The 25729-nt window shown below is 70.1% G+C and carries 24 protein-coding genes; 6 read left to right on the top strand and 18 right to left on the bottom strand.

Translation table 11 applies throughout. The features are described 5' to 3' along the window. Positions 1 to 58: 58 nt before the first annotated feature. The 13 genes from aroB to KJK29_RS31890 form a co-directional block, all read right to left on the bottom strand. Complete coding sequence (gene aroB / locus KJK29_RS31950) at positions 59 to 1150, bottom strand: 3-dehydroquinate synthase (protein ID WP_215122637.1); 1092 nt, start codon at positions 1148 to 1150, stop codon at positions 59 to 61. After that, positions 1147 to 1629, bottom strand: a complete 483-nt coding sequence (locus KJK29_RS31945; protein WP_251058149.1) for a shikimate kinase — start codon at positions 1627 to 1629, stop codon at positions 1147 to 1149. Before KJK29_RS31945 ends, aroB begins: the two co-directional genes overlap by 4 nt. A gap of 26 nt (positions 1630 to 1655) precedes the next feature. Beyond that, a complete protein-coding gene (gene aroC, locus KJK29_RS31940) occupies positions 1656 to 2840 on the bottom strand; it encodes a chorismate synthase (protein ID WP_215122635.1) in 1185 nt (394 codons plus the stop codon). A gap of 140 nt (positions 2841 to 2980) precedes the next feature. Beyond that, entirely contained in the window at positions 2981 to 3376 is a 396-nt protein-coding gene (locus KJK29_RS31935; protein ID WP_215122634.1) for a hypothetical protein, read from the bottom strand. Between the two features lie 50 nt (positions 3377 to 3426). Then, positions 3427 to 4254 (bottom strand): shikimate dehydrogenase, encoded by an 828-nt coding sequence (locus tag KJK29_RS31930; protein WP_215122633.1) that lies wholly within the window; start codon positions 4252 to 4254, stop codon positions 3427 to 3429. Between the two features lie 11 nt (positions 4255 to 4265). Beyond that, positions 4266 to 5981 carry an endolytic transglycosylase MltG gene (gene mltG, locus KJK29_RS31925; protein WP_215122632.1) on the bottom strand — a complete coding sequence of 572 codons (1716 nt, stop codon included), beginning with the start codon at positions 5979 to 5981 and terminating at the stop codon, positions 4266 to 4268. 121 nt (positions 5982 to 6102) lie between these two features. After that, positions 6103 to 6567: a Holliday junction resolvase RuvX gene (gene ruvX, locus KJK29_RS31920; protein WP_215122631.1), complete on the bottom strand. Its 465-nt coding sequence runs from the start codon at positions 6565 to 6567 to the stop codon at positions 6103 to 6105. Positions 6568 to 6584: 17 nt separating this feature from the next. Continuing rightward, positions 6585 to 9257, bottom strand: a complete 2673-nt coding sequence (gene alaS / locus KJK29_RS31915) for an alanine--tRNA ligase (protein ID WP_215122630.1) — start codon at positions 9255 to 9257, stop codon at positions 6585 to 6587. Further along, a complete protein-coding gene (locus tag KJK29_RS31910) occupies positions 9257 to 9607 on the bottom strand; it encodes a hypothetical protein (protein WP_215122629.1) in 351 nt (116 codons plus the stop codon). Before KJK29_RS31910 ends, alaS begins: the two co-directional genes overlap by 1 nt. Before the next feature lie 9 nt (positions 9608 to 9616). After that, positions 9617 to 10057 carry a DUF948 domain-containing protein gene (locus tag KJK29_RS31905; protein WP_215122628.1) on the bottom strand — a complete coding sequence of 147 codons (441 nt, stop codon included), beginning with the start codon at positions 10055 to 10057 and terminating at the stop codon, positions 9617 to 9619. Positions 10058 to 10246: 189 nt separating this feature from the next. Further along, the gene (rpsD, locus tag KJK29_RS31900; RefSeq protein ID WP_053668303.1) at positions 10247 to 10861 is read right to left on the bottom strand and encodes a 30S ribosomal protein S4; all 615 of its coding nucleotides are present in this window, start codon (positions 10859 to 10861) and stop codon (positions 10247 to 10249) included. Between the two features lie 300 nt (positions 10862 to 11161). Beyond that, positions 11162 to 12514 carry a replication-associated recombination protein A gene (locus KJK29_RS31895; RefSeq protein WP_215122627.1) on the bottom strand — a complete coding sequence of 451 codons (1353 nt, stop codon included), beginning with the start codon at positions 12512 to 12514 and terminating at the stop codon, positions 11162 to 11164. 56 nt (positions 12515 to 12570) lie between these two features. Continuing rightward, a complete protein-coding gene (locus KJK29_RS31890; RefSeq protein WP_215122626.1) occupies positions 12571 to 13227 on the bottom strand; it encodes a vitamin K epoxide reductase family protein in 657 nt (218 codons plus the stop codon). A 142-nt stretch (positions 13228 to 13369) separates the two neighbouring features. On the opposite strand from KJK29_RS31890, the gene KJK29_RS31885 reads away from it, so the two are divergent. From KJK29_RS31885 to KJK29_RS31870, 4 genes are read left to right on the top strand one after another with little or no spacing between them, the layout of a single operon-like run. Continuing rightward, positions 13370 to 14236 (top strand): ABC transporter ATP-binding protein, encoded by an 867-nt coding sequence (locus tag KJK29_RS31885; protein WP_215122625.1) that lies wholly within the window; start codon positions 13370 to 13372, stop codon positions 14234 to 14236. Next, positions 14233 to 15078, top strand: a complete 846-nt coding sequence (locus KJK29_RS31880; RefSeq protein ID WP_215122624.1) for an ABC transporter permease — start codon at positions 14233 to 14235, stop codon at positions 15076 to 15078. Before KJK29_RS31885 ends, KJK29_RS31880 begins: the two co-directional genes overlap by 4 nt. Next, the gene (locus tag KJK29_RS31875) at positions 15075 to 16271 is read left to right on the top strand and encodes a sensor histidine kinase (RefSeq protein ID WP_215122623.1); all 1197 of its coding nucleotides are present in this window, start codon (positions 15075 to 15077) and stop codon (positions 16269 to 16271) included. The genes KJK29_RS31880 and KJK29_RS31875 overlap by 4 nt, the downstream gene beginning before the upstream one ends. Then, positions 16268 to 16894: a response regulator gene (locus tag KJK29_RS31870; protein ID WP_215122622.1), complete on the top strand. Its 627-nt coding sequence runs from the start codon at positions 16268 to 16270 to the stop codon at positions 16892 to 16894. Before KJK29_RS31875 ends, KJK29_RS31870 begins: the two co-directional genes overlap by 4 nt. A 38-nt stretch (positions 16895 to 16932) precedes the next feature. On the opposite strand, the gene hisS is transcribed toward KJK29_RS31870, so the two are convergent. Together hisS and KJK29_RS31860 are read right to left on the bottom strand one after the other, a co-directional pair. Then, the gene (gene hisS, locus KJK29_RS31865; RefSeq protein WP_215122621.1) at positions 16933 to 18195 is read right to left on the bottom strand and encodes a histidine--tRNA ligase; all 1263 of its coding nucleotides are present in this window, start codon (positions 18193 to 18195) and stop codon (positions 16933 to 16935) included. 11 nt (positions 18196 to 18206) lie between these two features. Continuing rightward, positions 18207 to 18914, bottom strand: a complete 708-nt coding sequence (locus tag KJK29_RS31860; RefSeq protein ID WP_215122620.1) for an MBL fold metallo-hydrolase — start codon at positions 18912 to 18914, stop codon at positions 18207 to 18209. A 167-nt stretch (positions 18915 to 19081) separates the two neighbouring features. On the opposite strand from KJK29_RS31860, the gene KJK29_RS31855 reads away from it, so the two are divergent. After that, positions 19082 to 19927 carry a peptidylprolyl isomerase gene (locus KJK29_RS31855; RefSeq protein ID WP_215122619.1) on the top strand — a complete coding sequence of 282 codons (846 nt, stop codon included), beginning with the start codon at positions 19082 to 19084 and terminating at the stop codon, positions 19925 to 19927. A gap of 135 nt (positions 19928 to 20062) precedes the next feature. Next, the gene (locus KJK29_RS31850; RefSeq protein WP_215122618.1) at positions 20063 to 21292 is read left to right on the top strand and encodes a DUF349 domain-containing protein; all 1230 of its coding nucleotides are present in this window, start codon (positions 20063 to 20065) and stop codon (positions 21290 to 21292) included. A 78-nt stretch (positions 21293 to 21370) separates the two neighbouring features. Here the strand turns inward: KJK29_RS31850 and relA are convergent, their stop codons facing one another. From relA to secF, 3 genes are all read right to left on the bottom strand, one after another. Continuing rightward, a complete protein-coding gene (gene relA, locus KJK29_RS31845) occupies positions 21371 to 23887 on the bottom strand; it encodes a GTP pyrophosphokinase (RefSeq protein WP_215122617.1) in 2517 nt (838 codons plus the stop codon). A 195-nt stretch (positions 23888 to 24082) separates the two neighbouring features. Beyond that, positions 24083 to 24622: an adenine phosphoribosyltransferase gene (locus KJK29_RS31840; protein ID WP_215122616.1), complete on the bottom strand. Its 540-nt coding sequence runs from the start codon at positions 24620 to 24622 to the stop codon at positions 24083 to 24085. Next, positions 24619 to 25728, bottom strand: a complete 1110-nt coding sequence (secF, locus tag KJK29_RS31835) for a protein translocase subunit SecF (RefSeq protein ID WP_215122615.1) — start codon at positions 25726 to 25728, stop codon at positions 24619 to 24621. The genes KJK29_RS31840 and secF overlap by 4 nt, the downstream gene beginning before the upstream one ends. Position 25729: the final 1 nt, after the last annotated feature.

Below are 25729 nucleotides of genomic sequence, written 5' to 3'. Positions count from 1 at the left end.
GCGGCCCGAAGTGCCCGGCGCCGTAAGGCTGTTTCGGGCAGAAGGAGCGCGGGAGGACTTACTGCCCCACTTCGCCGTACGCGGCGAGCAGCACAGCCGGGTCGGGTCCCTCCAGGACGGTGGGCTTGGCCAGACCGTCGAGAACGATGAAGCGCAGCAGGTCGCCGCGGGACTTCTTGTCGACCTTCATGGTCTCCAGCAGCTTGGGCCACTGGTCGTGGCGGTAGTACAGCGGCAGGCCGACGGCTTCGAGGACGGTGCGGTGGCGGTCGGCCGTGGCGTCGTCCAGCCGGCCTGCCAGGCGGCCGAGTTCGGCGGCGAAGTGCATCCCGACGGACACGGCGGCGCCGTGGCGCCACTTGTAGCGCTCGTTCTTCTCGATGGCGTGGCCGAGCGTGTGGCCGTAGTTGAGGATCTCGCGCAGGCCCGACTCCTTCAGGTCGGACGACACCACGTCGGCCTTGACCCGGATGGAGCGCTCGATGAGCTCGGCGGTGTGCGGGCCGGCCGGGGTGCGGGCGGCCTCGGGGTCGGACTCGATGAGGTCGAGGATCACCGGGTCGGCGATGAAGCCGGCCTTGATGACCTCGGCGAGCCCGGAGACGTAGTCGTTGACCGGCAGGGAGTCCAGCGCGGCCAGGTCGCAGAGCACACCGGCAGGCGGGTGGAAGGCGCCCACCAGGTTCTTGCCCTCGGCGGTGTTGATGCCGGTCTTGCCGCCGACGGCCGCGTCGACCATGGCCAGCACGGTCGTCGGGATCGCGATCCAGCGCACCCCGCGCAGCCAGGTGGCGGCCACGAATCCGGCCAGGTCGGTGGTCGCGCCGCCGCCGACGCCGACGATGACGTCCGTGCGCGTGAACCCGGACTGGCCCAGCGCCTTCCAGCAGTAGGCGGCGACCTCGGCGGTCTTGGCCTCTTCTGCGTTGGGCACCTGGATGGCGACCACGTCGTAGCCCTGCTCGGCCAGGTCGGCGCGCAGCGCGTCACTCGTCTCGGCCAGGGCCTCGGGGTGGACGATCGCGACCCGCTTGGCCCGGCCGCCGATCAACCCGGCCAGCTCGCCCAGGAGTTGCCGGCCCACCAGGACCTCGTAGGGCTCGGTGCCCGCCGTGCCGCCGATCTGGATCCGCGTCTCTGCCTCGCTCATGCTTCCTTCAACTCCAGTGCGTCCAGGGCGACTTCGGTGACCTCTTCGGGGGTGCGGCCATCGGTGGCGACAACGGCCGTGGCGACCTCCTCGTACAGGTGCCGGCGGGCCTCCATCAGCTCGCGCCACTGCTTGCGCGGGTTGAGGGCGAGCAGCGGCCGGGCCGCGTTGAGGCCGGTGCGCTTGACCGCTTCCTCGACGTCCATCGACAGGTACACCACCCGGTGCCCGGCGAGCAGCTCGCGGGTGTCCTGGTCGAGGACGGCGCCGCCGCCCAGGGCCAGCACGCCGTCGTGCCCGGCGAGCGCCTCGCGCACGGCCTGCTTCTCGATGGCGCGGAAGGCGGCCTCGCCCTCCTCCACGAAGATCTCGGCGATCGTCCGGCCCTGCGCGGCGACGATGTCGTCGTCGGTGTCCCGGTATCCGGTCCCGAGCCGCTCGGCCAGCAGCTGCCCGACCGTGGACTTGCCGACGCCCATCGGGCCGACCAGCACGATCAGCGGGGTCACCGGATGGCCAGGTTGTCGAGGTAGGACCGTACGTTGCGGCCGGTCTCGGCCACGCTGTCGCCGCCGAACTTCTCGGCCACCGCGTCCGCGAGGACGAGGGCGACCATCGCCTCGGCGACGATGCCGGCCGCCGGCACGGCGCACACGTCGGAGCGCTGGTGGTGGGCGGCGGTCGCCTCACCGGTGACGACGTCCACCGTCTTGAGCGCCCGCGGGACGGTCGCGATCGGCTTCATGGCCGCGCGCACCCGCAGCACCTCGCCGGTGGTCAGTCCGCCCTCGGTGCCGCCGGAGCGGCCGGAGGTGCGCCGGATGCCCTCGTCGGTGGTCACGATCTCGTCGTGGGCCTTGGAGCCGGGCACCCGCGCCAGGTCGAAGCCGTCGCCGACCTCCACGCCCTTGATGGCCTGGATGCCCATGAGGGCGGCGGCCAGCCGGGCGTCGAGACGCCGGTCCCAGTGCACATGCGAGCCGAGGCCGACCGGTACGTCGTAGGCCAGCACCTCGACCACACCGCCGAGGGTGTCGCCGTCCTTGTGGGCCTGGTCGATCTCGGCGACCATCGCCTTCGACGCGTCGGCGTCCAGACAGCGCACCGGGTCCGCGTCCAGCTTCTCCACGTCCGCCGGGGTCGGGTACACGCCGTACGGCGCCTTCGCGGCCGCCAGCTCCACCACATGGGAGACGATCTCGATGCCGGCCGTCTCCTTGAGGTACGACCGGGCCACCGCGCCGAGGGCCACCCGGGCCGCGGTCTCACGCGCCGAGGCGCGCTCCAGGATCGGCCGGGCCTCGTCGAAGCCGTACTTCTGCATGCCGGCGAGGTCGGCGTGGCCGGGCCGCGGGCGGGTCAGCGGGGCGTTGCGGGCGAGGCCGTCGAGGATCTCGGGGTCGACCGGGTCGGCCGCCATGACCTGTTCCCACTTCGGCCACTCGGTGTTGCCCACCATGATCGCGACCGGGGAGCCGAGGGTGAGGCCGTGCCGGACGCCGCCGAGGAAGGTGATCTCGTCGCGCTCGAACTTCATCCGGGCGCCGCGTCCATAGCCCAGGCGCCGCCTCGCGAGATGGTCCGCCACCATGTCCGTGGTGATCGGCACGCCGGCGGGCAGACCCTCCAGCGTCGCGACGAGTGCGGGACCGTGGGACTCCCCAGCGGTCAGCCAGCGCAACCTGCTCAACGGTGCTCCTCAGTGCTCGCGCCCGTACTGCCCTGCGTACGCACGTCCTCGCGTACGGCGACGGCCTGACCGGGTGCGCGGCCCCGGTCCGCCACCTACGATCCTCCCACGTCCGGAGCGCGGACCCGGCCGCCGGTCCATCAGGCGGACGAGGCCGGGCCGCCGGTCCGCCCCTGCGGCGCGTAGGAACCGAGGAAGTCCGCGCCGCTCGGCTGCCGCGCGGGCTGCGCCTGCTGCGGCGCATAGGCGCCCAGGTGGTCGGCTCCACTGCCCTGCTGCGGCGCCCGCTGAGGTGCGTACTCCCCGAGGTGGTCCGCCCCGCTCCCCTGCCCGTACTGGGCCGCCGCGTGGACGGGCTGCCCGCTGCGCAGGGTCCGCCGGTAGGCGATCTTGCGCTTGATCTTGACCGCCCAGGACGCGAGGACCGCGAGCACGATCAGGGCGATCACCGTGATCTGCACCCAGTCGGGCAGGAATCCCAGCAGCGACTCGAATATCTGGGACTTCACGGACGCCTGAGGCATGCCGGTGGTCATGGTTCGTATCCCCTCCCCTGTTCCGCCCCCTGCGGAACCGAGAGCGGATCCTAGCGGGCCGCGAGAGCGCGTTCGCCCGCTTTTCGCATGGCGTCCAGGGGCGCCGGGGCCAGCCCCGTCATCTGCTCGACCTGCAGCACGGCCTGGTGGACGAGCAGGTCGAGGCCGCTGACGACGGCGCCGCCGTACGCCGACCAGCGGGCGGCGAGGTCCGTCGGCCAGGGGTCGTAGAGGACGTCGAAGAGGGCCGCGGGCCGCTCCGGCACGGACCGGGCGAGGGCGTCGGTGACACCGGCCGGCGTGGTGCTGATCACCAGCGGGGCGCGCAGGGCCTGCGCGGCGTCCGCCCAGTCGGCGATGCGCACCGGGACCTCCAGCCGCTCGGCCCACTGCCGCATCTCGGCGGCCCGGGCCTCGCTGCGGACGTACACGGCGATCTCGCCGGGACAGATCCGCGCCAGGGCGGCCAGCGCGGACGAGGCGGTGGCCCCCGCGCCGAGGACCGCGGCGGCCTCGACCTTGTCGATGCCGTGCTCGCGCAGGGCCGCGACCATGCCGGGGATGTCGGTGTTGTCGCCGGTGCGGCGGCCGTCCGGGGCGCAGACCACGGTGTTCACCGCGTCGACCGAGGCCGCGGTCTCGCTGATCCCGTCGAGCAGCGGGATCACGGCCCGCTTCAGCGGCATGGTCAGCGACAGCCCCGCCCACTCGGCACCGAGCGTCTCGAAGAACCCGGGCAGGGCGGCCTCGTCGACCTCGAACCTGTCGTACGTCCAGCCGCTCAGCCCCAACTCCCGGTAGGCCGTGCGGTGCAGGACCGGGGAGAGCGAGTGGGCGATCGGGGAGCCGAGTACGGCGGCCCGGCGTGGTGCGGCCATCAGGGTGTTCCTCAGTTGTTCCGCGAGGCGTTGAACTTGTCGACCAGCTTCTGGTGCTCGGCGTTGGTCTTGGTGAACTCACTGGTCTTGCCGTCCAGCGAGATGAAGTAGTACCAGCCGTCCTTGGTCGGGTTGAGCGCGCCCTTGATCGCGTCCTCGCCGGGGTTGTCGATCGGCCCGGGCGTCAGTCCCTTGTGGAAGTACGTGTTGTACGGGTTGTCGTAGGACCGCAGCTCGCTCAGGCTCAGGTCGATCTTGCTCTGGTTCTTGATGTAGTTGTACGTGGAGTCGAACTCCAGCAAGCCGTTGGTCTGCGGGTTTCCGGGCTTCATCCGGTTGTAGACGACCTCGGCCATCTTGCGGAAGTCGGCGTGGCTGGTGCCCTCGGCCTGCACCATGCTCGCGACCGTGATGAGCTGCCAGGGGTCCTCGAGTCCGAGGCTCGCGGCCTTCTTCTCCACTCCCAGCTTCTCGTACGTCTCGCTGGCCCGCGCGACCATCTGCTTCAGCACGCCTTCGGGCTTCTGCCCCTTGGCGATGCCGTAGCTGGAGGGGTAGAGGAACCCTTCCAGCGGGTCCTTGACGTTGGGGTGGTTCAGTGCCCAGGCGGGCAGGCCGAGCTTCTTGTAGTCCTTCTTGGCGACCGCGGCGGTGGTGCCCGCCTTGACCTCCAGCCGCTTGTCGATGAGCCGGTAGATGTCGGCGTTGCGCTTGCCCTCGGCGATGATCAGGTTGTCGCGGCTCTCCGGACTGAGCATCAGTTCGACCGCGCTGTCGGCCGACATTTGCTTCTGCAGCGTGTACACGCCGTCCTGGAGCTTCTGGCCGTCGGGGTTGTTCTGCTGCGCCGTGACGAACGCGTCGACGCTCTTGACGACGCCGGCGTCCTTCAGCGCCTGCCCGATCTCGTAGCCGCCCGCTCCCCGGGGGATCTCGACCGTGACCTGCTGCCCGCTGCCGTCGCCCGCGAAGTCCGGGGCGTCGCCGAAACGATCCTGGTAGAACTGGTAGCCGAACCAGCCGACGCCCGCCACGCCTCCGCCGAGGACGAGGGCGACCACCAGGCAGGCCATGCCGTTGCGGCGCTTCTTGGGTTTGCCGCCGCGACCCCGCTGCTCGTCGCGCCGTCGCCGGTCCCCCGGCTCGTCGCCGTCGTCATCGTCGTCGCCGCCCGCGAAGAAGGCGTGCTCGCCCTGGTCGGGGCCGGGGTCCCAGTCGGTCTCCGGCGGCGGCGGCTCGGCCCGGCGCCGGCCGGGGGGCTCCGGCGGCGGATACGCGTCGGGCGTGCCGTAGTAGTCGGACTGGCCCCCGCCGTAGGCGCCGGGTTGCTGCTGCCCGTACGGGCCGGCGGGGTCGCCGGGGTACGGCATCTGCTGGTGACCGCCGGTGGCCCAGCCGCCGTTGTCGTACGGCTGCTGGTGGTACCCCTGGTCCTGCGGGTGACCGTGGTCCCCCTGGCCGGGGTACTGCTGATGCCCGTGGGTCTGGGCCGCGTACTGCTGGCCGTACTGGTACTGCTGCTGCGCCTGACCGTACCCGGCCTGCTCACCGGTGCCCCAGTCGCCGTACTGCGGCTGCTGCGGCTGCTCTGGATAGTGCTGCGGCTGGCCGCCGTAGGGGGACTGCTGACCCGGGTGGGCCTGCTGTCCTCCCCATCCGCCGTCCCCGTACAACGGGTCCTCCGGATGCCACGGTTCGGAGCCTTGGCCCCGGCCATACTCAGTCATCGATCCCCTAGAGCCGCGAGGCGGCGGTAGCTCGGCGTCCGGCCGGGCTCCCGTCCGCCTCTCTCTGGTGCGTCAGCTGTTCGAACACCGGCGCATCGCGCGGAACGTTACCGTATCGCGATCAGATGACCACTTCGACGCCTTCGCCGGGTGCTTTACCTGACACCCGTTCGGATTCAAGCGCCTGCTGGAGGATGACCACCGCGGCTGCCTGGTCGATCACGGAACGGCCCTTCTTGGACTTCACGCCGGAAGCGCGCAGTCCCTGACTGGCCGTCACCGTGGTCATACGTTCGTCGAGGAGTCTGACCGGAACCGGGGCGATCATGCGGGCCAGTTCCTGGACGAAGGCACGGACCTTGACCGCGGCCGGGCCCTCGCCCCCCTTGAGGGAGCGCGGGAGCCCGACGACGACCTCGAGCGGCTCGTACTCCTCGACGAGTTGCTTCAACCGCCGCTGAGCTGCGGGGATGTCACGCCCCGGGACCGTCTCCACGGGGGTGGCGAGGATCCCGTCGGGGTCGCACGAGGCGACCCCGATCCGGGCGTCCCCGACGTCGATCGCGAGTCGACGTCCTCTGCGCATGTGCTCTGACCCGTCTCTTACTTGGCCGTCTCGGCGACCAGGCGCTCCACGGCGTCCACGGCGTCGCCGACGGCGGCCGGGTTCTGGCCACCGCCCTGGGCGACGTCCGGCTTGCCGCCACCGCCGCCGCCGAGCGTCTTGGCGGCCGTACGGACGAGGTCACCGGCCTTGAGGCCGCGCTCGCGGGCGGCCTCGTTGGTGGCGATGACCGTGAGCGGCTTGCCGTTCGCGACCGTGAAGAGGGCGACGACGGCCGCCCGACCGCCCTGGATGCGTCCGCGCACGTCGAGGACGAGCTTACGCAGGTCGTCGGCGGTGGTGCCGTCCGGCACCTGACCGGTCACGACCGCAATGCCGCGGACGTCCTTGGCGGACTCGGCGAGACCGGCGGCGGCCTGGAGGACCTTCTCCGCGCGGAACTTCTCGATCTCCTTCTCGGCGTCCTTCAGCTTGCCGAGCATGGCGGAGACCTTCTCCGGGAGCTCCTCCGGGCGGCCCTTGATCAGCTCCTGGAGCTGGGCGACGACCGTGTGCTCACGGGCGAGGAAGTTGTAGGCGTCGACACCGACCAGGGCCTCGATACGGCGAACACCCGAACCGATCGACGATTCGCCGAGCAGCTTCACCAGACCCAGTTGGGCGGTGTTGTGCACATGCGTGCCACCGCACAGCTCCTTGGAGAAGTCGCCGATGGTCACGACGCGCACGCGCTCGCCGTACTTCTCGCCGAACTCGGCGATGGCACCGGCCTTCTTGGCCTCGTCGATGCCCATGACCTCGGCCTGCACATCGAGGTCGCGGGAGAGGACCTCGTTGATCCGCTGCTCGACGTCGGTCATCACGGCCGTGGGAACGGCGGACGGCGAGCCGAAGTCGAAGCGGAAGCGGCCGGGCTGGTTCTCGGAACCGGCCTGGGCGGCCGTCGGGCCGAGGGCGTCGCGCAGCGCCTGGTGGGTGAGGTGCGTGGCCGAGTGGGCGCGGGCGATGGCCGTGCGGCGACGGGAGTCGATCGAGGCGTGGGCCGTGGCGCCGACGGTGACCTCGCCGACCTGGACGACGCCCTTGTGGACGTACACGCCAGGGACCGGCTTCTGGCAGTCGCGGATCTCGATGACGGCACCGGTGTCGACCTTGATCCGGCCGGTGTCGCCGATCTGGCCGCCGCCCTCGGCGTAGAACGGGGTGCGGTCGAGGACGATCTCGACCTCGTCGCCCTCGGTGGCGGCCGGGGAGGAGGCGCCGTCGACGAGGATGCCGACGATCCTCGACTCGCCCTCGGTGGCGGTGTAGCCGATGAAGTCGGTGGCACCGGCCCGGTCGGCGATCTCACGGTAGGCGCCGGTGCCGGCGTGGCCGGTCTTCTTGGCCTGGGCGTCGGCCTTGGCGCGCTCCCGCTGCTCCTTCATCAGGCGGCGGAAGCCGTCCTCGTCCACGGAGAGGCCCTGCTCGGCGGCCATCTCCAGGGTGAGGTCGATCGGGAAGCCCCAGGTGTCGTGGAGCAGAAAGGCCTTGTCGCCGGGCAGGACGGTGCCGCCGGAGGCCTTGGTGTCGGTGACGGCCGTGTCGAGGATGTTGGTGCCGGCCTTCAGCGTCTTGAGGAAGGCGTTCTCCTCGGCGAGGGCGACCTTCTCGATGCGCTCGCGGTCGGTGATGAGCTCGGGGTACTGCTGGCCCATCATGCCGATCACGGTGTCGATCAGGTCCTTGACGACCGGACCGGTGGCACCGAGCAGGCGCATGTTGCGGATGGCGCGGCGCATGATGCGGCGCAGCACATAGCCGCGGCCCTCGTTGCCCGGGGTGACGCCGTCGCCGATGAGCATCACCGAGGTGCGCATGTGGTCGGTGACCACGCGCAGGGAGACATCCGATTCATGGGCGTCGCCGTAGCGGACGCCGGTCAGCTCGGTGGCCTTCTCGATGACCGCCATCGAGGTGTCGATCTCGTACATGTTCTGCACACCCTGCAGAATCATGGCGAGGCGCTCGAGACCGAGGCCGGTGTCGATGTTCTTGCTCGGCAGCTCGCCGAGGATCTCGAAGTTGTCCTTGCCGATGCCCTCGCCGCGCTCGTACTGCATGAAGACGAGGTTCCAGATCTCCACGTACCGCTCGTCGTTGACGGCGGGGCCGCCCTCGACGCCGAACTCGGGGCCGCGGTCGTAGTTGATCTCGGAACAGGGACCGCACGGGCCGGGCACGCCCATGGACCAGTAGTTGTCCTTCATGCCGAGGCGCTGGATGCGCTCCTTCGGCACGCCGACGACGTCGTGCCAGATGCGCTCGGCCTCGTCGTCGTCCTTGTAGACGGTGATCCACAGGCGCTCGGGGTCGAGGCCGTAACCGCCCTTGTCCTGGGAGCCGGTGAGCAGCTCCCAGGCGTGCTTGATGGCGCCTTCCTTGAAGTAGTCGCCGAAGGAGAAGTTGCCGCACATCTGGAAGAACGTGCCGTGCCGGGTGGTCTTGCCGACCTCTTCGATGTCCGGCGTACGCACACACTTCTGCACGCTCGTGGCGCGGTCGAAGGGCGGCTTGACCTCACCCAGGAAGTAGGGCTTGAAGGGCACCATGCCGGCCGGGACGAGGAGCAGAGTCGGGTCGTCCGCGATGAGCGACGCCGAAGGGACGACGGTGTGACCGCGCTCCTCGAAGAAGCTCAACCAGCGGCGGCGAATCTCAGCCGACTCCATCAGTGGTCCTCATTCCGGTTGTACGAGTACGTCGTCCTGTCGCTGTCGACGGACTTCGGGTTTTTGCTGTTCTCAATGGCGGTGTACCGCCGAGGCGCGGGCAGTTCGGGGTCGCTGTTGATGCCGAGGACATCCCCCAGCTCTTCCTCCCGCTGGGCCATGTTGTCCCGGACGTCGAGCGCGAAGTCGACCGCGCGGTCCTTGAGCCGGTGGCCGGCCTCGATCGCCTTGGTGCCCGCGGCTTTGGCGAGGCTCTCGGGCGTGAGCTGCTTCAGCTTGCGGTTCACCTTGGTGGTGGCCCACACGCCGGCGGCGACGCCCGTGGTGAACCAGAAGGTACGGCGGAACATCGCTTGCTCTCAGTCCCTCTTCCCTCGGGCGCCGCGTCGCGAGACCGTGCGGCCCACGATCACGGTACGCCTGGACGCCTTGGCGGGCACGTCCTCCTTGCGGCCGCCGAGGGCCCGGCGCACGCCGTAGCCGAAGGCGGCGACCTTGACCAGGGGACCGCCGAAAGTCGAGGCGACGGTGGTCGACAGCGCGGAGGCGTTCGACGTCACCTCCTGGACGTCGGAGGCGATCGAGTCGACCCGGTCGATCTGGGTCTGCGCGGAGCGCACCGCCGAGGAGGCGTCGGCCAGCAGCGGGACGGCCTGGTCGGTCACGTCCGCCACGAGCTTGGTGGTCGCCTTGAGCGTCTGGGCCAGCCTCGCCAGCGCGACGGCGAGGAAGGAGACCAGGATCGCCCAGAAGACGGCCACCAGGATTCCGGCCACCTCTCCACCGGACACTGTCTGCACCCGCTCCCTGAAACGTGCCTGAACATCTGCCTGAATACGAGAAAGTCGTGCCACGAGCCTATCGCGCCGGGGGTGCGGCTCCGTACCGGATTGCCGCCCGGCGACGGCGGATTCGCGAAAGCCCGCCGCCTCGCCCGCCCGGAAGGGACGGGGAGACGGCGGGCTGTCGTACCGCGTGCCTGCCGAGGATCAGCGGGCGTAGTACTCGACGACGAGCTGCTCGTCGCAGATCACCGGGATCTCCTTGCGGTTCGGCTCGCGGTCCAGGCGGAACGCCAGGGCCTTGAGGTTCACCTGGAGGTAGCGCGGGGTCTCGCCGTCGGGGGCGAAGCCACCCTCACGGGCGATCGTGAAGAGGGTCTTCTCCTTGGAGCGCTCGCGCACCTGCACGACGTCGTCCGGACGGACACGGAAGGAGGGCTTGTCGACCTTCTTGCCGTTGACCGCGATGTGGCCGTGGACGACCATCTGGCGGGCCTGGTAGATCGTGCGGGCGATGCCCGAACGCAGCACCAGCGCGTCGAGACGGCGCTCGAGCTCGATGATCAGGGCCTCACCGGTCTTGCCCTGGACCTTGGAGGCGCGGTCGTAGGCGCGGACGAGCTGGCGCTCGGACACGTCGTACTGGGCGCGCAGACGCTGCTTCTCGAGCAGACGGACCTTGTAGTCCGAGTTCTGCTTGCGGCCGCGGCCGTGCTCACCCGGGGGGTAGGGACGGGCCTCGAAGTACTTGACGGCCTTCGGGGTCAGCGCGATGCCGAGGGCACGCGACTTCTTGACCTTGGGGCGGGACTGGTTCGCCACTGTGTGTCTCTTTCCTGGTTTTCCGGCTTGTCAGGGTTCTGGGAGGTCGCATCCGCAGCCGGGAAACCCGCCTCGCCCGCGAGGACGTGGTGGGCAGCCGCTCCCTGGTCTGGGCACATACGTGCAGCACGCGAGTGGCCCACCGGCCGGTCCCGTCCGGGGACGGGTGGTGGTGGGCTGCCCGCGACACCGTTCGACGGTGCGCGACGCTCCTGGGGCCGATCCCGGAGGATCGGCTCCGGCCGACTGTCCCGTTCTGACTGCACGGGACGCGGCACTCCGGCTGAGTTTACAGGGTGCTCAGGACCGCTTTCGACCGAGGTTCTTCCGGGTCCATTCGACCGCGTCCGCGTAGCGGGCCTCCGCGCCGTGCCGGGTCGGTGTGTAGTACTCGCGGTCCTTGAGGGCGTCCGGGGCGTACTGCTGAGCGGCGATGCCCTCGGTCAGGTCGTGCGGGTAGACGTAGCCCTGGCCGTGGCCGATCTTGGTCGCGCCCTTGTAGTGGCTGTCGCGCAGGTGCGCGGGTACGGACCCGGCGAGCCCCTTGCGTACGTCCTCCAGGGCGGTGCCTATCGCGGTGGTCGCGGCGTTGGACTTGGGCGCCAGGGCGAGGGCGATCGTGGCGTGGCTGAGGGTGAGGGCGGCCTCGGGGAAGCCGATCATGGCGACGGCCTGGGCGGCGGCGACCGCGATCTGCAGGGCGTTCGGATCGGCCAGGCCGATGTCCTCGCTGGCGGAGATCATCAGGCGGCGGGCGATGAAACGGGGGTCTTCGCCGGCCTCGATCATCCGGGCCAGATAGTGCAGGGCGGCATCCACGTCGGAGCCGCGGATGGACTTGATCAGGGCGCTGGCCACGTCGTAGTGCTGGTCGCCGTCGCGGTCGTACTTCACGGCGGCCCGGTCGACCGTCTCCTCCAGGGTGGTCAGGCCGATCTCCGTCTCGCCCTTGTCGAGGGCGGCTCCGGCGGCCGCCTCCAGGGCGGTGAGGGCGCGGCGGGCGTCGCCGCCGGCGATGCGCAGGAGGTGGCTCTCGGTCTCCTCGGGGAGGGCGACGGCGTCCTTGAGGCCGCGCTCGTCGGTGAGGGCGCGGCGGAGCAGGCCCTTGATGTCGTCGTCCGTGAGCGGTTCGAGGGTGAGCAGCAGGGAGCGGGACAGCAGGGGCGAGATCACCGAGAAGTACGGGTTCTCCGTCGTCGCCGCGATCAGCGTGACCCAGCGGTTCTCGACGGCGGGGAGCAGGGAGTCCTGCTGGGCCTTGCTGAAGCGGTGGATCTCGTCGAGGAAGAGGACGGTCTCCTTGCCGTAGCCGCCGGAGGCGCGGCGGGCGCCGTCGATGACCGCGCGGACCTCCTTGACGCCCGCGGTGATCGCCGACAGTTCGACGAAGCGGGCGTCGGTGGCCTTGGAGACCACGTACGCCAGGGTGGTCTTGCCGGTGCCGGGCGGGCCCCAGAGGATGACGGAGGAGGCGCCGGCGGGGCCTGAGGCCTCGCCGACGAGTCTGCGCAGGGGCGAGCCCGGCTTCAGCAGATGCTGCTGCCCCACGACCTCGTCGAGGGTGCGCGGGCGCATCCGCACCGCCAGGGGGCTGCTGGACGGCTCCTTCTCCTGGCGTTCTTCTGCTGCGGCGGTGAACAGGTCGGGCTCCACGTCAGAAACCCTAAATCACCGCACTGACAATCCCGCCGGGCCCTGCGGCACCGGGCTCAGCTGGTCCAGAAGTCCCACCAGCGGGTCAGGATCAGCATGCCGATGATGCCGATGTGCAGCACGGGCAGGACCCAGGTGAACTCGCCGAAGAAGCTCCTCAGCCAGCTCGGGGCCGGGAGGAAGCCCTTGCGGATGTTGAAGGACGTCACGTACCAGAACATGATGATCGTCGCGACCCAGGCCAGGCAGCACCACAGGCACAGCGCGTTGATCCGGTACAGGGACTGGAACATCAGCCAGGCGCAGAAGACGACGCCGAACAGGCAGCCGGCGTTGAAGGTGAGCCAGTACCAGCGGGGGAAGCGGGCGCGGGCGAGCAGGGCCATGCCGACGCCGATGACGATGCCGTAGGTGACGAGGCCGAGCATCGGGTTCGGGAAGCCGAAGACGGCGGCCTGCTTGCTCTCCATGACGCTGCCGCAGGAGACGACGGGGTTGAGGCTGCAGCCGGGCGTGAACGTCTTGCCCTCGACCTTGGCCTCGAGGAGCTTGAACTTGTCGATCGTGATGACCCAGGCGGCGAGCAGTCCGGCCGCGCCGGTGATCACCAGCAGCAGGGCGAGGGCCCGGCTGCCGCCCTCGGTGCGGGGCGCGGTCTCGGCGCGCTCCGTCTCGGGCTCCATGGAGACGTCCTTGACTGTCGTCTTGCTCATCACGCCGATTCCGTCGCTTGAGGCCTGACCAACTTCGGGCACGGCCATTGTGCCGCACACGGGGGTCTGTCCACCGTTCAGTGGACATAAGGATGTCCGCACGGTCGGCCCTGAGCGCTCGGTTCCGGCCGATGATCGGCGCATGACAGCACACGGGTACGACCTCGCCGTGGACGTGCGGGGGCTGCGCAAGCGCTACGGGGACGTGACCGCCGTCGACGGTGTCGACCTCGGCATCCGGCGCGGCGAGGTGTTCGGCCTGCTGGGACCCAACGGCGCGGGCAAGAGCACCACGGTGGAGATCCTCCAGGGCAATCGGGACCGGGACGCGGGCGAGGTGTCCGTGCTCGGGTCGGACCCGGCGACCGCCACGCGCGCGTGGCGCTCACGTGTCGGAATCGTCTGGCAGGACGAATCCGCGCCCGCCGAGTTGACGGTCCGGGAGACCGTACGGCACTTCGCCCGCTACTACCCCCGGCCGCGCGACCCCGAGGAGGTCATCGGCCTGGTCGGTCTGGAGGCGAAGGCGAACAGCCGGATCAAGGCGCTGTCGGGCGGTCAGCGCCGTCGCCTGGACGTGGCGCTCGGCGTGATCGGCGGCCCGGACCTGCTGCTCCTGGACGAGCCGACGACCGGGTTCGACCCGGCGGCCAGGCGGCGGTTCTGGTCGCTGATCCGTGCCCTGGCCGACGAGGGCACGACGATCGTGCTGACCACGCACTATCTGGAGGAGGCGGAGGCCCTCGCGCACCGGCTGGCCGTCGTCGCCAAGGGCCGGATCGTCGCCGAGGGCGAGCCCGGGGCGCTGCGGGAGCGGTTCGGCACCGAGGCCGTCGTCGAGTGGACGGAGCCGGACGGCAGTCCGCGCAGCGTGCGCACCGAGACGCCGACCCGCACGGTCGCCGGGCTCCTGCACCGCTTCGACGGCGAGATCCCGGGGCTGACGGTCAGCCGGCCCACGCTGGAGGACGTCTACCTCCGGCTCACCGGACAGGAGGACGGGGCATGACCACGACCGTCGTACGGGAGCGCGGGGAGGTCGGCGCGGAGCGGCTGCCCGGTGCGTGGGGGCTCGGGCTGCGGCGGGGCGCGCTGGAGATCAAACAGTTCTTCCGGCAGCGCGACCAGGTGGTGTTCACCTTCGCCTTCCCGGTCGTCTTCCTGTTCCTGTTCGCATCGATCTTCAAGGACGACGTGGAGGGGGCGGGTATCACCGCCTCGCAGCTGTACGTCCCGGCGATGATGGCCGCCGGCATCATGTCGACGAGTTTCCAGGCGCTCGGCATCTCGATCGCCGTCGAGCGGCAGGACAAGGTGCTGCGCCGGCTGCGCGGTACGCCGATGCCGCCGACGGCGTATTTCCTGGGCAAGATCTGGCTGGTTCTTTTCACGGGTCTGCTGGAGACGGTGATCCTGCTCGCGATCGGCACGGCCTTCTACGACGTGGACCTGCCCTCGGGCGCGGGCCGCTGGTTCGATCTGGTGTGGATCTTCGTGCTGGGGATCACGGCGTGCGCCCTGCTCGGCATCGCGATCAGTTCGGTGCCGAAGTCCGCGAACAGTGCCAGTTCCGTGGTCGTCCTGCCGTTCCTGGTGCTGCAGTTCATCTCCGGGGTGTACATCGCCATCGGCACCATCCCGGACTGGATGCTGACGGTCGGTGCGCTGTTCCCGCTGAAGTGGATGTGCCAGGGGCTGCGCGGGGTGTTCCTGCCGGAGTCGGCGCAGGTGCTGGAGCAGGCGGGGAGCTGGGAGCTCGGGCGCGTGGCTCTGGTGCTCGCCGCGTGGTGCGTCGGAGGATTGGCGCTGTGCCTGCTGACGTTCCGCTGGAAGGACCGGCGCGAGGGATGAGCGATGCGGCGGACGCCGGCAGCGCCTACCACTGGGAGCGCTCGTTCCGGATCTGGGACACGTACTTCGCGCTCATCTGGCTGGCCACCGTGGCCTATGCGCTGGCCGCGGAGCATCCCGGCTGGCCGGTCCGTGCGATCGCGCCCGCGCTGCTCGTCCCGCTGGTCCCGCTGTACGTGGTGGTCGGGCGGCGTCTGATCCAGGGCGATCCGCCCGACCAGCGGCGGACGGTCGGCTATCTGGCTGCGGCGCTGGCGTTGTTCCTGCCGTCGGCGGTGCTCGCCGGTGAGACGCGGCTGCTGGCGTTCGCGCTGATCCCGCAGTGCTTCATGACGCTGCGGCTGCGATCGGCACTGATGGCCGTGGCCGTGATCAACCTGGTGCCCGTGGCGGGCTGGGCGCTGCTGTGGCGTCCCGACACCCGGGACGTGGTCTTCAATGTGCTGTTCTGCGTGGTCACGCTGGTGTTCTCGGTGGCGCTCGGCATCTGGACCATCCGGATCATCGAACAGAGCCAGGAGCGGGCCGAGTTGATCGCGGAGCTGGACGCGAGCCGGCACGAGATCGGCCGGCTGTCGGAGGCCCATGGGGCACTGGCCGAGCGGGAGCGGCTGGCCCGGGAGATCCACGACACGCTCGCGCAGGGCTTCACCAGTCTGGTGATGCTGGTCCAGGCGGTCGAGGCGGAGCTGGATCACGACCTGCCCGAGGCGCGGCGGCATCTGCGGCTGATGGACGAGACGGCCCGGCAGAACCTCGCCGAGGCCCGGGCCCTGGTCGCCGGGGGCGCTCCCGCCGACCTCGACGGCGCGTCCCTGCCGGATGCGCTGCGGCGCCTCGCCACGCGGCATGACGCGAGGCTGGAGGTGACCGGGCCGGTGCGGATGCTGCCCGCCGGGCCCGAGGTGGTCGCCCTGCGCGCCTGCCAGGAGGCGCTGGCCAATGCCCGTAAGCACGCGGGGAGTTCGGTGACGGTCGGGGTGTCGCTGGCGTACGGGGACGACTCGCTGATGGTGTCCGTACGGGACGACGGCTGCGGTTTCGATCCGGCGGCGGTCCGTGGCGGATACGGTCTCGCGGGGCTGCGGGCCCGGGCCGTCGAGGTGGGCGGCACCGCGGAGGTGCGCAGTGCCCCGGGTGACGGCACGGCCGTGACCGTCCGGCTGCCGGTCGTGAGGAGAGAGCTGCCGTGATCCGGATCATCCTGGCCGACGACCATCCCGTCGTACGGGAGGGGCTGCGGGCGATGCTCAGTGCCGAGTCGGACCTGGAGGTCGTCGCCGACGCGTCCAGTGGTCCGCAGGCGGAGGCGCTGGCGGCGGAGTTGCGGCCCGACATCGTGCTGATGGATCTGCGGATGCCGGGTGGCGGCGGTGTGGACTCCATCGTGCGGATGACGCGGGCCGGGCTGCCGTGCCGGGTGGTCGTGCTGACGACGTACGAGACGGACCGGGACATCCTGCGAGCCGTGGAGGCCGGGGCCGCGGGCTATCTGCTGAAGGACCTGCCGCGTGCCGAACTCGCCGAGGCCGTACGGGCGGCGGCACGCGGCGAGACGGTCCTCGCGCCGTCCGTCGCCGCCCGGCTGGTGGACCAGTTGCGGACCAAGCCGGAGCGGCCGCGGCTGTCGGAGCGCGAGGTGGCGGTGCTGCGGCTGGTCGCGGAGGGCTGCACGAACGCGGAGATCGGGCGCCGGTTGTTCATCGGGGAGTCGACGGTGAAGACGTATCTGCTGCGGATCTTCGGCAAGCTGGGGGTGGACGACCGGACTGCGGCCGTCACCAGCGCGATGCGGTTCGGGCTGCTGGAGCAGTGAGGAAGGCGCCGGATGGCTCCGGCGCCTTCGCGCTCACGTCAGCCCAGCCGGGCCTCCAGCTCGGCCACGATCTCGTTCACTCCCACTGCCGTCTGCTCGCCCGACTCCATGTCCTTGAGCTGGACGACGCCCTCGGCGAGGTCCCTCTCCCCCGCCACGACCGTGTAGCGGGCGCCGCTGCGGTTGGCGTTCTTCATGGCGCCCTTGAGGCCCTTGGAGCCGTAGGAGAAGTCGGCCGCGATGCCGTTCTTGCGGAGTTCCGTGACCTTGGCGAACAGGACGCGGCGGGCCTCCTCGCCGAGCGGGACGGCGAACACGCTGGTGGTGGCGGGGAGTTCGAGTTCGACGCCCTCCGCCTCCAGGGCGAGGACCGTGCGGTCGACGCCGAGGGCCCAGCCGACGGACGGCAGGGCGGGGCCGCCGATCATCTCGGAGAGACCGTCGTAGCGGCCGCCGCCGCCCACCGCGGACTGGGAGCCGAGGCCGTCGTGGACGAACTCGAAGGTGGTGCGGGTGTAGTAGTCGAGGCCGCGGACCAGCTTCACGTCGTCCTCGAAGGCGACGCCCGCCGCCGTGATCAGCTCGCGGACCTCCTCGTGGTACGCCTTGCACGCGTCACAGAGGTAGTCGCGAAGGAGCGGGGCGTCGCCCAGCTGCTTCTGGACCGTCTCACGCTTGTCGTCGAGGACGCGCAGCGGGTTGATCTCCGCCCGGCGCAGGGTGTCCTCGTCCAGGTCGAGGCCGCGCAGGAAGTCCTGCAGTGCCGTGCGGTACACCGGGCGGCACTCCTGGTCGCCCAGGCTGTTGAGCAGGATCCGGAAGTTGCTCAGGCCCAGCGAGCGGTACGCCTGGTCGGCCAGGATGATCAGCTCGGCGTCCAGCGCCGGGTCCTCCGCGCCGATCGCCTCGGCGCCGACCTGCGAGAAGTGGCGGTAGCGGCCCTTCTGGGGACGCTCGTAGCGGTAGTACGAACCGGAGTACCAGAGCTTGACCGGGAGGTTGCCGGCCTTGTGCAGGTTGGCCTCCAGCGCGGCGCGCAGGACGGACGCCGTGCCTTCGGGGCGCAGGGCCAGCCTGTCGCCGCCCTTGGTCTCGAAGGCGTACATCTCCTTCGTCACGATGTCCGTCGACTCGCCGACACCGCGTGCGAAGAGCTCGACGTTCTCGAAGCCCGGCGTCTCGATGTAGCCGTAGCCGGAGTCCCGCAGCGGAGCGGCGATCGCCTCACGGACCGCCAGGTACTTCGCGGAGTCCGGCGGGATCAGGTCGTACGTGCCCTTGGGGGCCTTGAAGGTGCTCACGGAAGGTCTCGTCACATTCCTCGTCGGGGAGCGGGCTGAGCTCCCTGGCCGGCCGCCACCTGCCGCAGATACGGGTTGGTGGCGCGCTCCTGGCCGATGGTCGTCTGGGGGCCGTGGCCGGACAGCACCACGGTCGAGTCGTCGAGCGGCAGGCACACGCGGCCCAGCGAGTCGAGCATCTCGGCCATGTCACCGCCGGGCAGGTCGGTGCGTCCGATGGAGCCGGCGAACAGCAGGTCGCCCGAGAACAGGATCGGCGGGATGTCCGCCGCCTCGGGCATGCCGAAGGTCACCGACCCCTTGGTATGGCCGGGCGCGTGCGCGACGGACAGCTCCAGGCCCGCCAGCTCCAGCTTCGCCCCGTCGGCCAGCTCCTTGACGTCGTCCGGCTCCCCCACGGTCAGTTCACCCAGGAGCGGCATCCCGATGGAACGGCCGATCCCCTTCTCGGGGTCGTTCATCATGTACCGGTCGTCGGGGTGGATCCAGGCGGGCACGTCGTGCGCGCCGCACACCGGGACGACCGAGGCGACATGGTCGATGTGGCCGTGGGTGAGGACGACGGCGACGGGCTTGAGCCGATGCTTTCTGATCGCTTCCTCGACGCCGTCGGCGGCCTGATGGCCGGGGTCGATGATCACGCACTCCTCACCGGCGGCGGGGGCGACGAGGTAGCAGTTCGTCCCCCAGGCCCCGGCGGGGAACCCGGCAATGAGCACGATCGTCCTTCGTTGTGTCGATACGGGAGGCTGCGGCTGGTGACAGAGCCTACCGGCGCTGCCGATTCCTCAGCGAACCCATATACGGTACGGGGCACACGCAGGCGCTCGGCACACAGGACGCACGCGTACCGGTCGACGCATCAGACTCATGAGGAGAGAACCCGGTGGTCAGCCAGGAACAGCGGCGGCGTCAGCTCGCCCGGGAGAAGTTCTTGCGGCAGCAGCAGCGACGCACGGACGCTCGACGCAAGGCCCGTATCCGCAACTCCGTGATCGCCTCGGTCCTCGGCGTGGTCGTGGTGCTCTCCGTGACGGTCTTCCTGACCAAGCCGTTCGAGGACAACGGCAAGACGGAGAACGCGAACGCGGACGTCACACCGAGTGCGACGCCCAGCAAGGCCCCGGATCCGTGCGAGAAGCCCGCCGCGGGCAAGGTCGAGTCGCAGACCTGGAAGAAGGAACCCGCGATGTCGATCGACGAGTCGGCGAAGTACACGATGAAGCTGGACACGACGTGCGGTGAGATAGACGTCGCGCTGAAGGCGTCGGCGGCGCCGCACACCGTCAACTCGTTCAACTACCTTCTCGGCAAGGGGTACTTGGACCACAGCAAGTGCCACCGGCTCACCAACCAGGGCATCTACGTCCTGCAGTGCGGTGACCCGCAGGGCACCGGCATGGGCGGACCGGGCTACACGATCCCGGACGAGAACCTCAAGGACAAGAGCCTCAAGGGCGGGGTGTACCCGGCGGGCACGGTCGCGATGGCGAACCAGTACAACGCCCAGACGAAGCAGGGACGGGACAGCGGCGGCAGCCAGTTCTTCCTCGTCTACCAGGACAGTCAGCTGCCGCCCGACTACACACCGTTCGGTACGGTGTCCGAGGCGGGCATGAAGGTCCTGACGAAGATCGCCAAGGCCGGAGCCGAGGCTCCCGACCCTCAGACGGGCAATACGGCGCCCAATGCGACGGTCGTGATCAACAAGGCCACGATCACCGAATCCTGACCCCCAACTGCGAAATTTCGGTCGCGCGGGATGCGGACACGCCCCCCGCCGGTCGCCTATGTTGGCCGTGACGAAACTGTGGACGATGCCCGGGGGTGCTGAGGCCCCTCGCAGGCATCATGTGGAGGAGGCGCTGTGAGCAGCGACCCGTGGGGCCGCGTCGACGAGACGGGGACCGTGTACGTGCGTACGGCCGACGGCGAGCAGGTTGTCGGCTCTTGGCAGGCAGGCACTCCTGAAGAGGCGCTGGCCTATTTCGAGCGCAAGTACGAGGGCCTGGTTGTCGAGATCGGCCTCCTCGAGAAGCGAGTGAAGACCACCGACCTGTCCGCGAAGGACGCCCAGGTCGCCATCGACCACATCCGGGAGCAGGTTGACGCGCACCACGTGGTGGGCGACCTGGACGCCCTGCGGGTCCGGCTGGACAAGCTCGTGGAACAGGTGGAGGCGCGCCGCGAGGAGCGCAAGGCGCAGCGGGCCAAGCAGTCCGACGAGGCGCGCAAGTCCAAGGAGGCGCTGGTCGCCGAGGCCGAGGAGCTGTCGCAGTCCGACCAGTGGCGGGCGGCCGGTGAGCGGCTGCGGGCCCTGGTGGACACCTGGAAGGGCCTGCCGCGCCTGGACCGCAAGTCCGACGACGAGCTGTGGCACCGGTTCTCGCACGCGCGGTCGGCGTTCTCCAAGCGCCGCAAGCAGCACTTCGCGCAGCTCGACGCCCAGCGCGAGGAGGCCCGGCGGACCAAGGAACGGCTGGTCTCCGAGGCCGAGGCGCTGTCGAACTCGACGGACTGGGGCGTGACGGCGGCCCGCTACCGCGAGCTGATGGCGGAGTGGAAGGCCGCGGGCCGTGCGCAGCGCGAGCACGAGGACGATCTGTGGAACCGCTTCCGCGGCGCCCAGGACGTGTTCTTCGCGGCCCGCAGCTCGGTCTTCGCCGAGCGGGACGCCGAGCAGGCGGAGAACCTGAAGCTCAAGGAGGAGCTGGCCGAGGAGGCCGAGAAGCTCCTGCCGGTCACGGATCTGAAGGCGGCCCGGGCCGCGTTCCGTTCCGTGAACGAGCGCTGGGAGGCCATCGGCCATGTGCCGCGCGACGCGCGGCCCAAGGTCGAGGGCCGGATGCACGCCGTCGAGCGGGCCCTCCAGGAGTCCGAGGAGGCCGAGTGGCGCCGGACGAACCCGGAGGCACGCGCGCGTGCCGAGGGTCTGACCGGCCAGCTCCAGGCCGCCGTGGACAAGCTGCGGGGCCAGATCGAGCAGGCCCGTGCGCAGGGCAACAACGCCAGGGCCGACAAGCTCGAGCGTGAGCTCGAGGGCCGCCAGGCGCTGCTGGACCAGGCGCAGAAGGGTCTGCAGGAGTTCGGAGGCTGATCAGCACAGCGAAAGGGGGCTCCCGTACATGACCGTACGGGAGCCCCCTTTCGCGTGGTCTCTCTGTGCGACCGCCGGCTACGACCTGCTGCGCGCCGACGTCACCCGGTACACGTCGTAGACGCCCTCCACGCCCCGGACCGCCTTCAGCACATGGCCCAGATGCTTCGGGTCGCCCATCTCGAAGGTGAAGCGGGAGGTGGCGACGCGGTCGCGGGAGGTCTGGACGGCCGCGGAGAGGATGTTGACGTGCTGGTCGGACAGCACACGGGTGACGTCCGAGAGCAGCCGGGAGCGGTCCAGGGCCTCGACCTGGATGGCGACCAGGAAGACCGAGGACTGGGTGGGCGCCCACTCGACCTCGAGGATGCGCTCGGGCTCGCGGGACAGCGACTCCACGTTCACGCAGTCGTTGCGGTGAACCGATACGCCACTTCCGCGGGTGACGAAGCCGATGATGGGGTCTCCGGGGACGGGCGTGCAGCAGCGGGCCAGCTTGACCCACACGTCGTCGACGCCCTTGACGACGACGCCCGGGTCGGCGCTGGAGCGGCGTTTGCGGCTGCGTCCGCGGGCCGGCGGGACCGACTCGTCGATCTCCTCGGTGGCGGCCTCCTCGCCGCCGAGCGCCTGGACGAGCTTCTGCACGATGTTCTGCGCGGAGACATGGCCCTCGCCGATCGCCGCGTACAGGGCGGAGATGTCCGCGTAGCGCATCTCGTGCGCGAGGGTCACCAGGGAGTCGCCGGTCAGGATGCGCTGGATCGGCAGGTTCTGCTTGCGCATCGCGCGGACGATGGCGTCCTTGCCCTGCTCGATCGCCTCGTCGCGGCGCTCCTTGGAGAACCAGGCCCGGATCTTGTTGCGGGCCCGCGGTGACTTGACGAAGCCGAGCCAGTCGCGGGAGGGTCCGGCGCCGGCCGCCTTGGAGGTGAAGACCTCGACCAGGTCGCCGTTGTCGAGGGTGGATTCCAGCGGCACCAGGCGGCCGTTCACGCGGGCGCCGATGGTGCGGTGGCCGACCTCGGTGTGGACCGCGTACGCGAAGTCCACCGGGGTGGCGCTGGCCGGGAGCGCTATGACGTCGCCCTTGGGGGTGAAGACGAAGACCTCGTTGCGGGAGAGGTCGAAGCGCAGGGACTCCAGGAACTCGCCCGGGTCCTCGGTCTCCTTCTGCCAGTCCAGGAGCTGCCGCAGCCACGCCATGTCGTTGAGGTGATCGTCCTTGCTCTTGCCGGACGACTTGGGGGCGTCGGTGCGGACCTTCGAGGCGCCGGCGACGGCCTCCTGCTTGTACTTCCAGTGCGCGGCGATGCCGTACTCGGCGCGGCGGTGCATGTCGAAGGTGCGGATCTGCAGCTCGACGGGCTTGCCGCCGGGGCCGATCACCGTCGTGTGCAGCGACTGGTACATGTTGAACTTGGGCATCGCGATGTAGTCCTTGAACCGGCCGGGGACCGGGTTCCATCGCGCGTGCACCGTGCCGAGGGCCGCGTAGCAGTCGCGGACGGTGTCCACGAGGACGCGGATGCCCACCAGGTCGTAGATCTCCGCGAAGTCACGGCCGCGGACGATCATCTTCTGGTAGACGCTGTAGTAGTGCTTGGGCCGTCCGGTGACGGTCGCCTTGATCCGAGCCGACCGCAGGTCCTGCTGGACCTCGTCGGTGACGATGGCCAGGTACTCGTCACGCTTCGGTGCCCGCTCGGCCACCAGCCGTACGATCTCGTCGTACATCTTGGGGTAGAGGATCGCGAAGGCGAGGTCCTCCAGCTCCCACTTGATGGTGTTCATGCCCAGGCGATGGGCGAGCGGCGCGTAGATCTCCAGGGTCTCGCGCGCCTTCTTCTCCTGCTTCTCGCGCTTGAGGTAGCGCATGGTGCGCATGTTGTGCAGGCGGTCGGCGAGCTTGATGACCAGGACGCGGGGGTCCTTGGCCATGGCGACGACCATCTTGCGCACGGTCTCGGCCTGGGCCGCCTCGCCGAACTTGACCTTGTCCAGCTTGGTGACGCCGTCGACGAGCAGGGTGACGACGTCGCCGAAGTCACGGCGCAGGTCGTCCAGGCCGTACTCGGTGTCCTCGACCGTGTCGTGCAGCAGGCCGGCCATCAGCGTGGCCGGATCCATGCCCAGCTCGGCGAGGATGGTCGTCACGGCGAGGGGGTGCGTGATGTACGGGTCGCCGCTCTTGCGCTTCTGGCCGCGGTGCCAGCGCTCGGCGACCTGGTAGGCCTTCTCGATCTGGCGGAGCGTCGCCGTCTCGATCTTCGGGTCGTTGCCGCGCACTATGCGCAGCAACGGCTCCAGCACCGGGTTGTACGGGTTGGCGCGCTGGACGCCGAGCCGGGCGAGGCGGGCCCGGACCCGGTTGGAGGAGCCGGTGCGGGCGGGCTGGCCGCCTGCCTGGCGCACCGCGGGCGGAGCGGGCTTGGGGCGCGACTGCTCGGCCGGCTTGTCGACGGCCGCCGACTGGACGTGCTCGACCGGCCCGCGGGTGTCGTTCTTCGCGTGCGGCGCGTTCGGCGCGGGCTTGGCCGCTGCCGAGGCGGACTCGGGCTTGGCGGCGGTCAGGTGCTGGGCCTCGTCTGACAAAGAGGGCTCCTCGTGCGCTTTCCGGGTCCCCCGGTCAGGCTCCGGAGACCCCATGGTAGCCATCCTGTGCCCCAGGATCGCCTTCAGGCCAATGTGAGGACCGTCTACCCCGGGAACGCCGAAGGCGGGCACCGGATTCCTCCGGGCCCGCCTCCGCGGTGTCGTGCCGGTGTCCACCGGGCAGCGGTGGGCTGCTCAGACCGTGAGCAGCGCCTCCAGCGGGGCCCCGCTCAGCGCCGGCTCCAGACGGGTCCGGCCGCCGAGGAAGCCGAGCTCCATGAGGACGGCGAGACCGGCGACCTCCGCTCCGGCCCGGCGGATGAGCTGGACCGAGGCCTCGGCGGTGCCGCCGGTGGCCAGGACGTCGTCGACGATCAGGACGCGGTCGCCGGTGACCAGGTCCTCGGCGTGCACCTCGATCTCGGCCGATCCGTACTCCAGGTCGTAGGCCTGGCCGAGGGTGGCTCCGGGGAGCTTGCCCGCCTTGCGTACGGGGATGAAGCCGAGGCCGGCGCGGACGGCGACCGGGGCGCCGAGGATGAAGCCACGGGCCTCGAGACCGACGATCTTGGTGGCGCCGGCATTCTCGGCGATCTCGGCGAGCGCGTCGGTGAGCGCGGTGAACGCCGCCGGGTCCGCCAGGAGCGGGGTGATGTCCTTGAACATCACGCCCGGCTCCGGGTAGTCGGCCACGTCCCTGATACGGCTGAGCAGCAGTTCCTTGATGTCGGTCATCGGCGCTTCCCCGAGGGGCGGCCCCGGCCGCGGTTGCGGGACGCCGGCTGGTTGCGCGGGCCCACGACGGCCGGAGCGACGTCCTCGGGCTCGTCGGCGTAGACCTCCTCGTCGGTCTCCGTCTCAGGCGTCTCGCCCTTGGCGGCACGCTTGGCCAGGACGCGCTTCTTCAGGGCCTTCATCTGCGGCTCGCGCTCCTTGAGGTCGGCGACGAGCGGCGTGGCGATGAAGATCGAGGAGTACGCACCGGCGGCGAGGCCGACGAACAGCGACAGCGAGATGTCGTTGAGCATGCCGGCGCCGAGGACACCGCCACCGATGAACAGCAGGCCCGCGACCGGCAGCAGCGCGACCACCGTGGTGTTGATCGAGCGGACCAGGGTGCTGTTGATCGAGCGGTTGGCGACGTCGCTGTAGGTCCAGCGGGTCTGTTTGGTGATGTCCTTGGTCTGTTCCTTGAGGCTGTCGAAGACCACGACCGTGTCGTACAGCGAATAACCGAGGATCGTGAGCAGACCGATCACCGTGCCGGGCGTGACCTCGAAGCCGACGAGGGCGTAGATGCCGACGGTGATGGTGATGTCGTGGATCAGGGCGACGAAGGCGGCGATGGCCATGCGCCACTCGAAGGCGATCGCCAGATAGATCACGACGAGGATCAGGAAGATGCCGAGGCCCTGCCAGGCCTTGTTCGCGATCTGCTCACCCCAGCTGGGGCCGACCAGTTCGGCGTTGATCTGCTCGCCGTCGACCTTGAGGTCCTCGGCGAGACTGTTCTTGATCTTGTCGGCTTCGCCGGTGTCGATTCCGGAAACCTGGATGCGCAGGCTGCCGTCGCCGAGCTCCTGGACGATGGCGTCGTGGCCGGAGCCCTGCTCCGCGTACTCCTCGGCCTGGGACACCGAGGCGCTGGTGTTCTTCGGGGTGGTGAAGACGGCGCCGCCCTGGAACTCGATGCCCATGTTCAGGCCGCGCACCGCCAGGCCCACGATGGCCAGGATGGTGATGAGGATCGAGACGCCGTACCAGATCTTGCGGTTCTTGACGAAGTCGTAGCCGACCTCGCCGCGGTGGAGTCGGGCGCCGAGGTTGCCGAGTTTCGACATC

It is taken from the genome of Streptomyces koelreuteriae, from assembly GCF_018604545.1.
Taxonomy (GTDB): Bacteria; Actinomycetota; Actinomycetes; order Streptomycetales; family Streptomycetaceae; genus Streptomyces; species Streptomyces koelreuteriae.
Note: the sequence above shows the minus strand (reverse complement) of the source record. Positions and strands in the feature narration are given on the sequence as shown.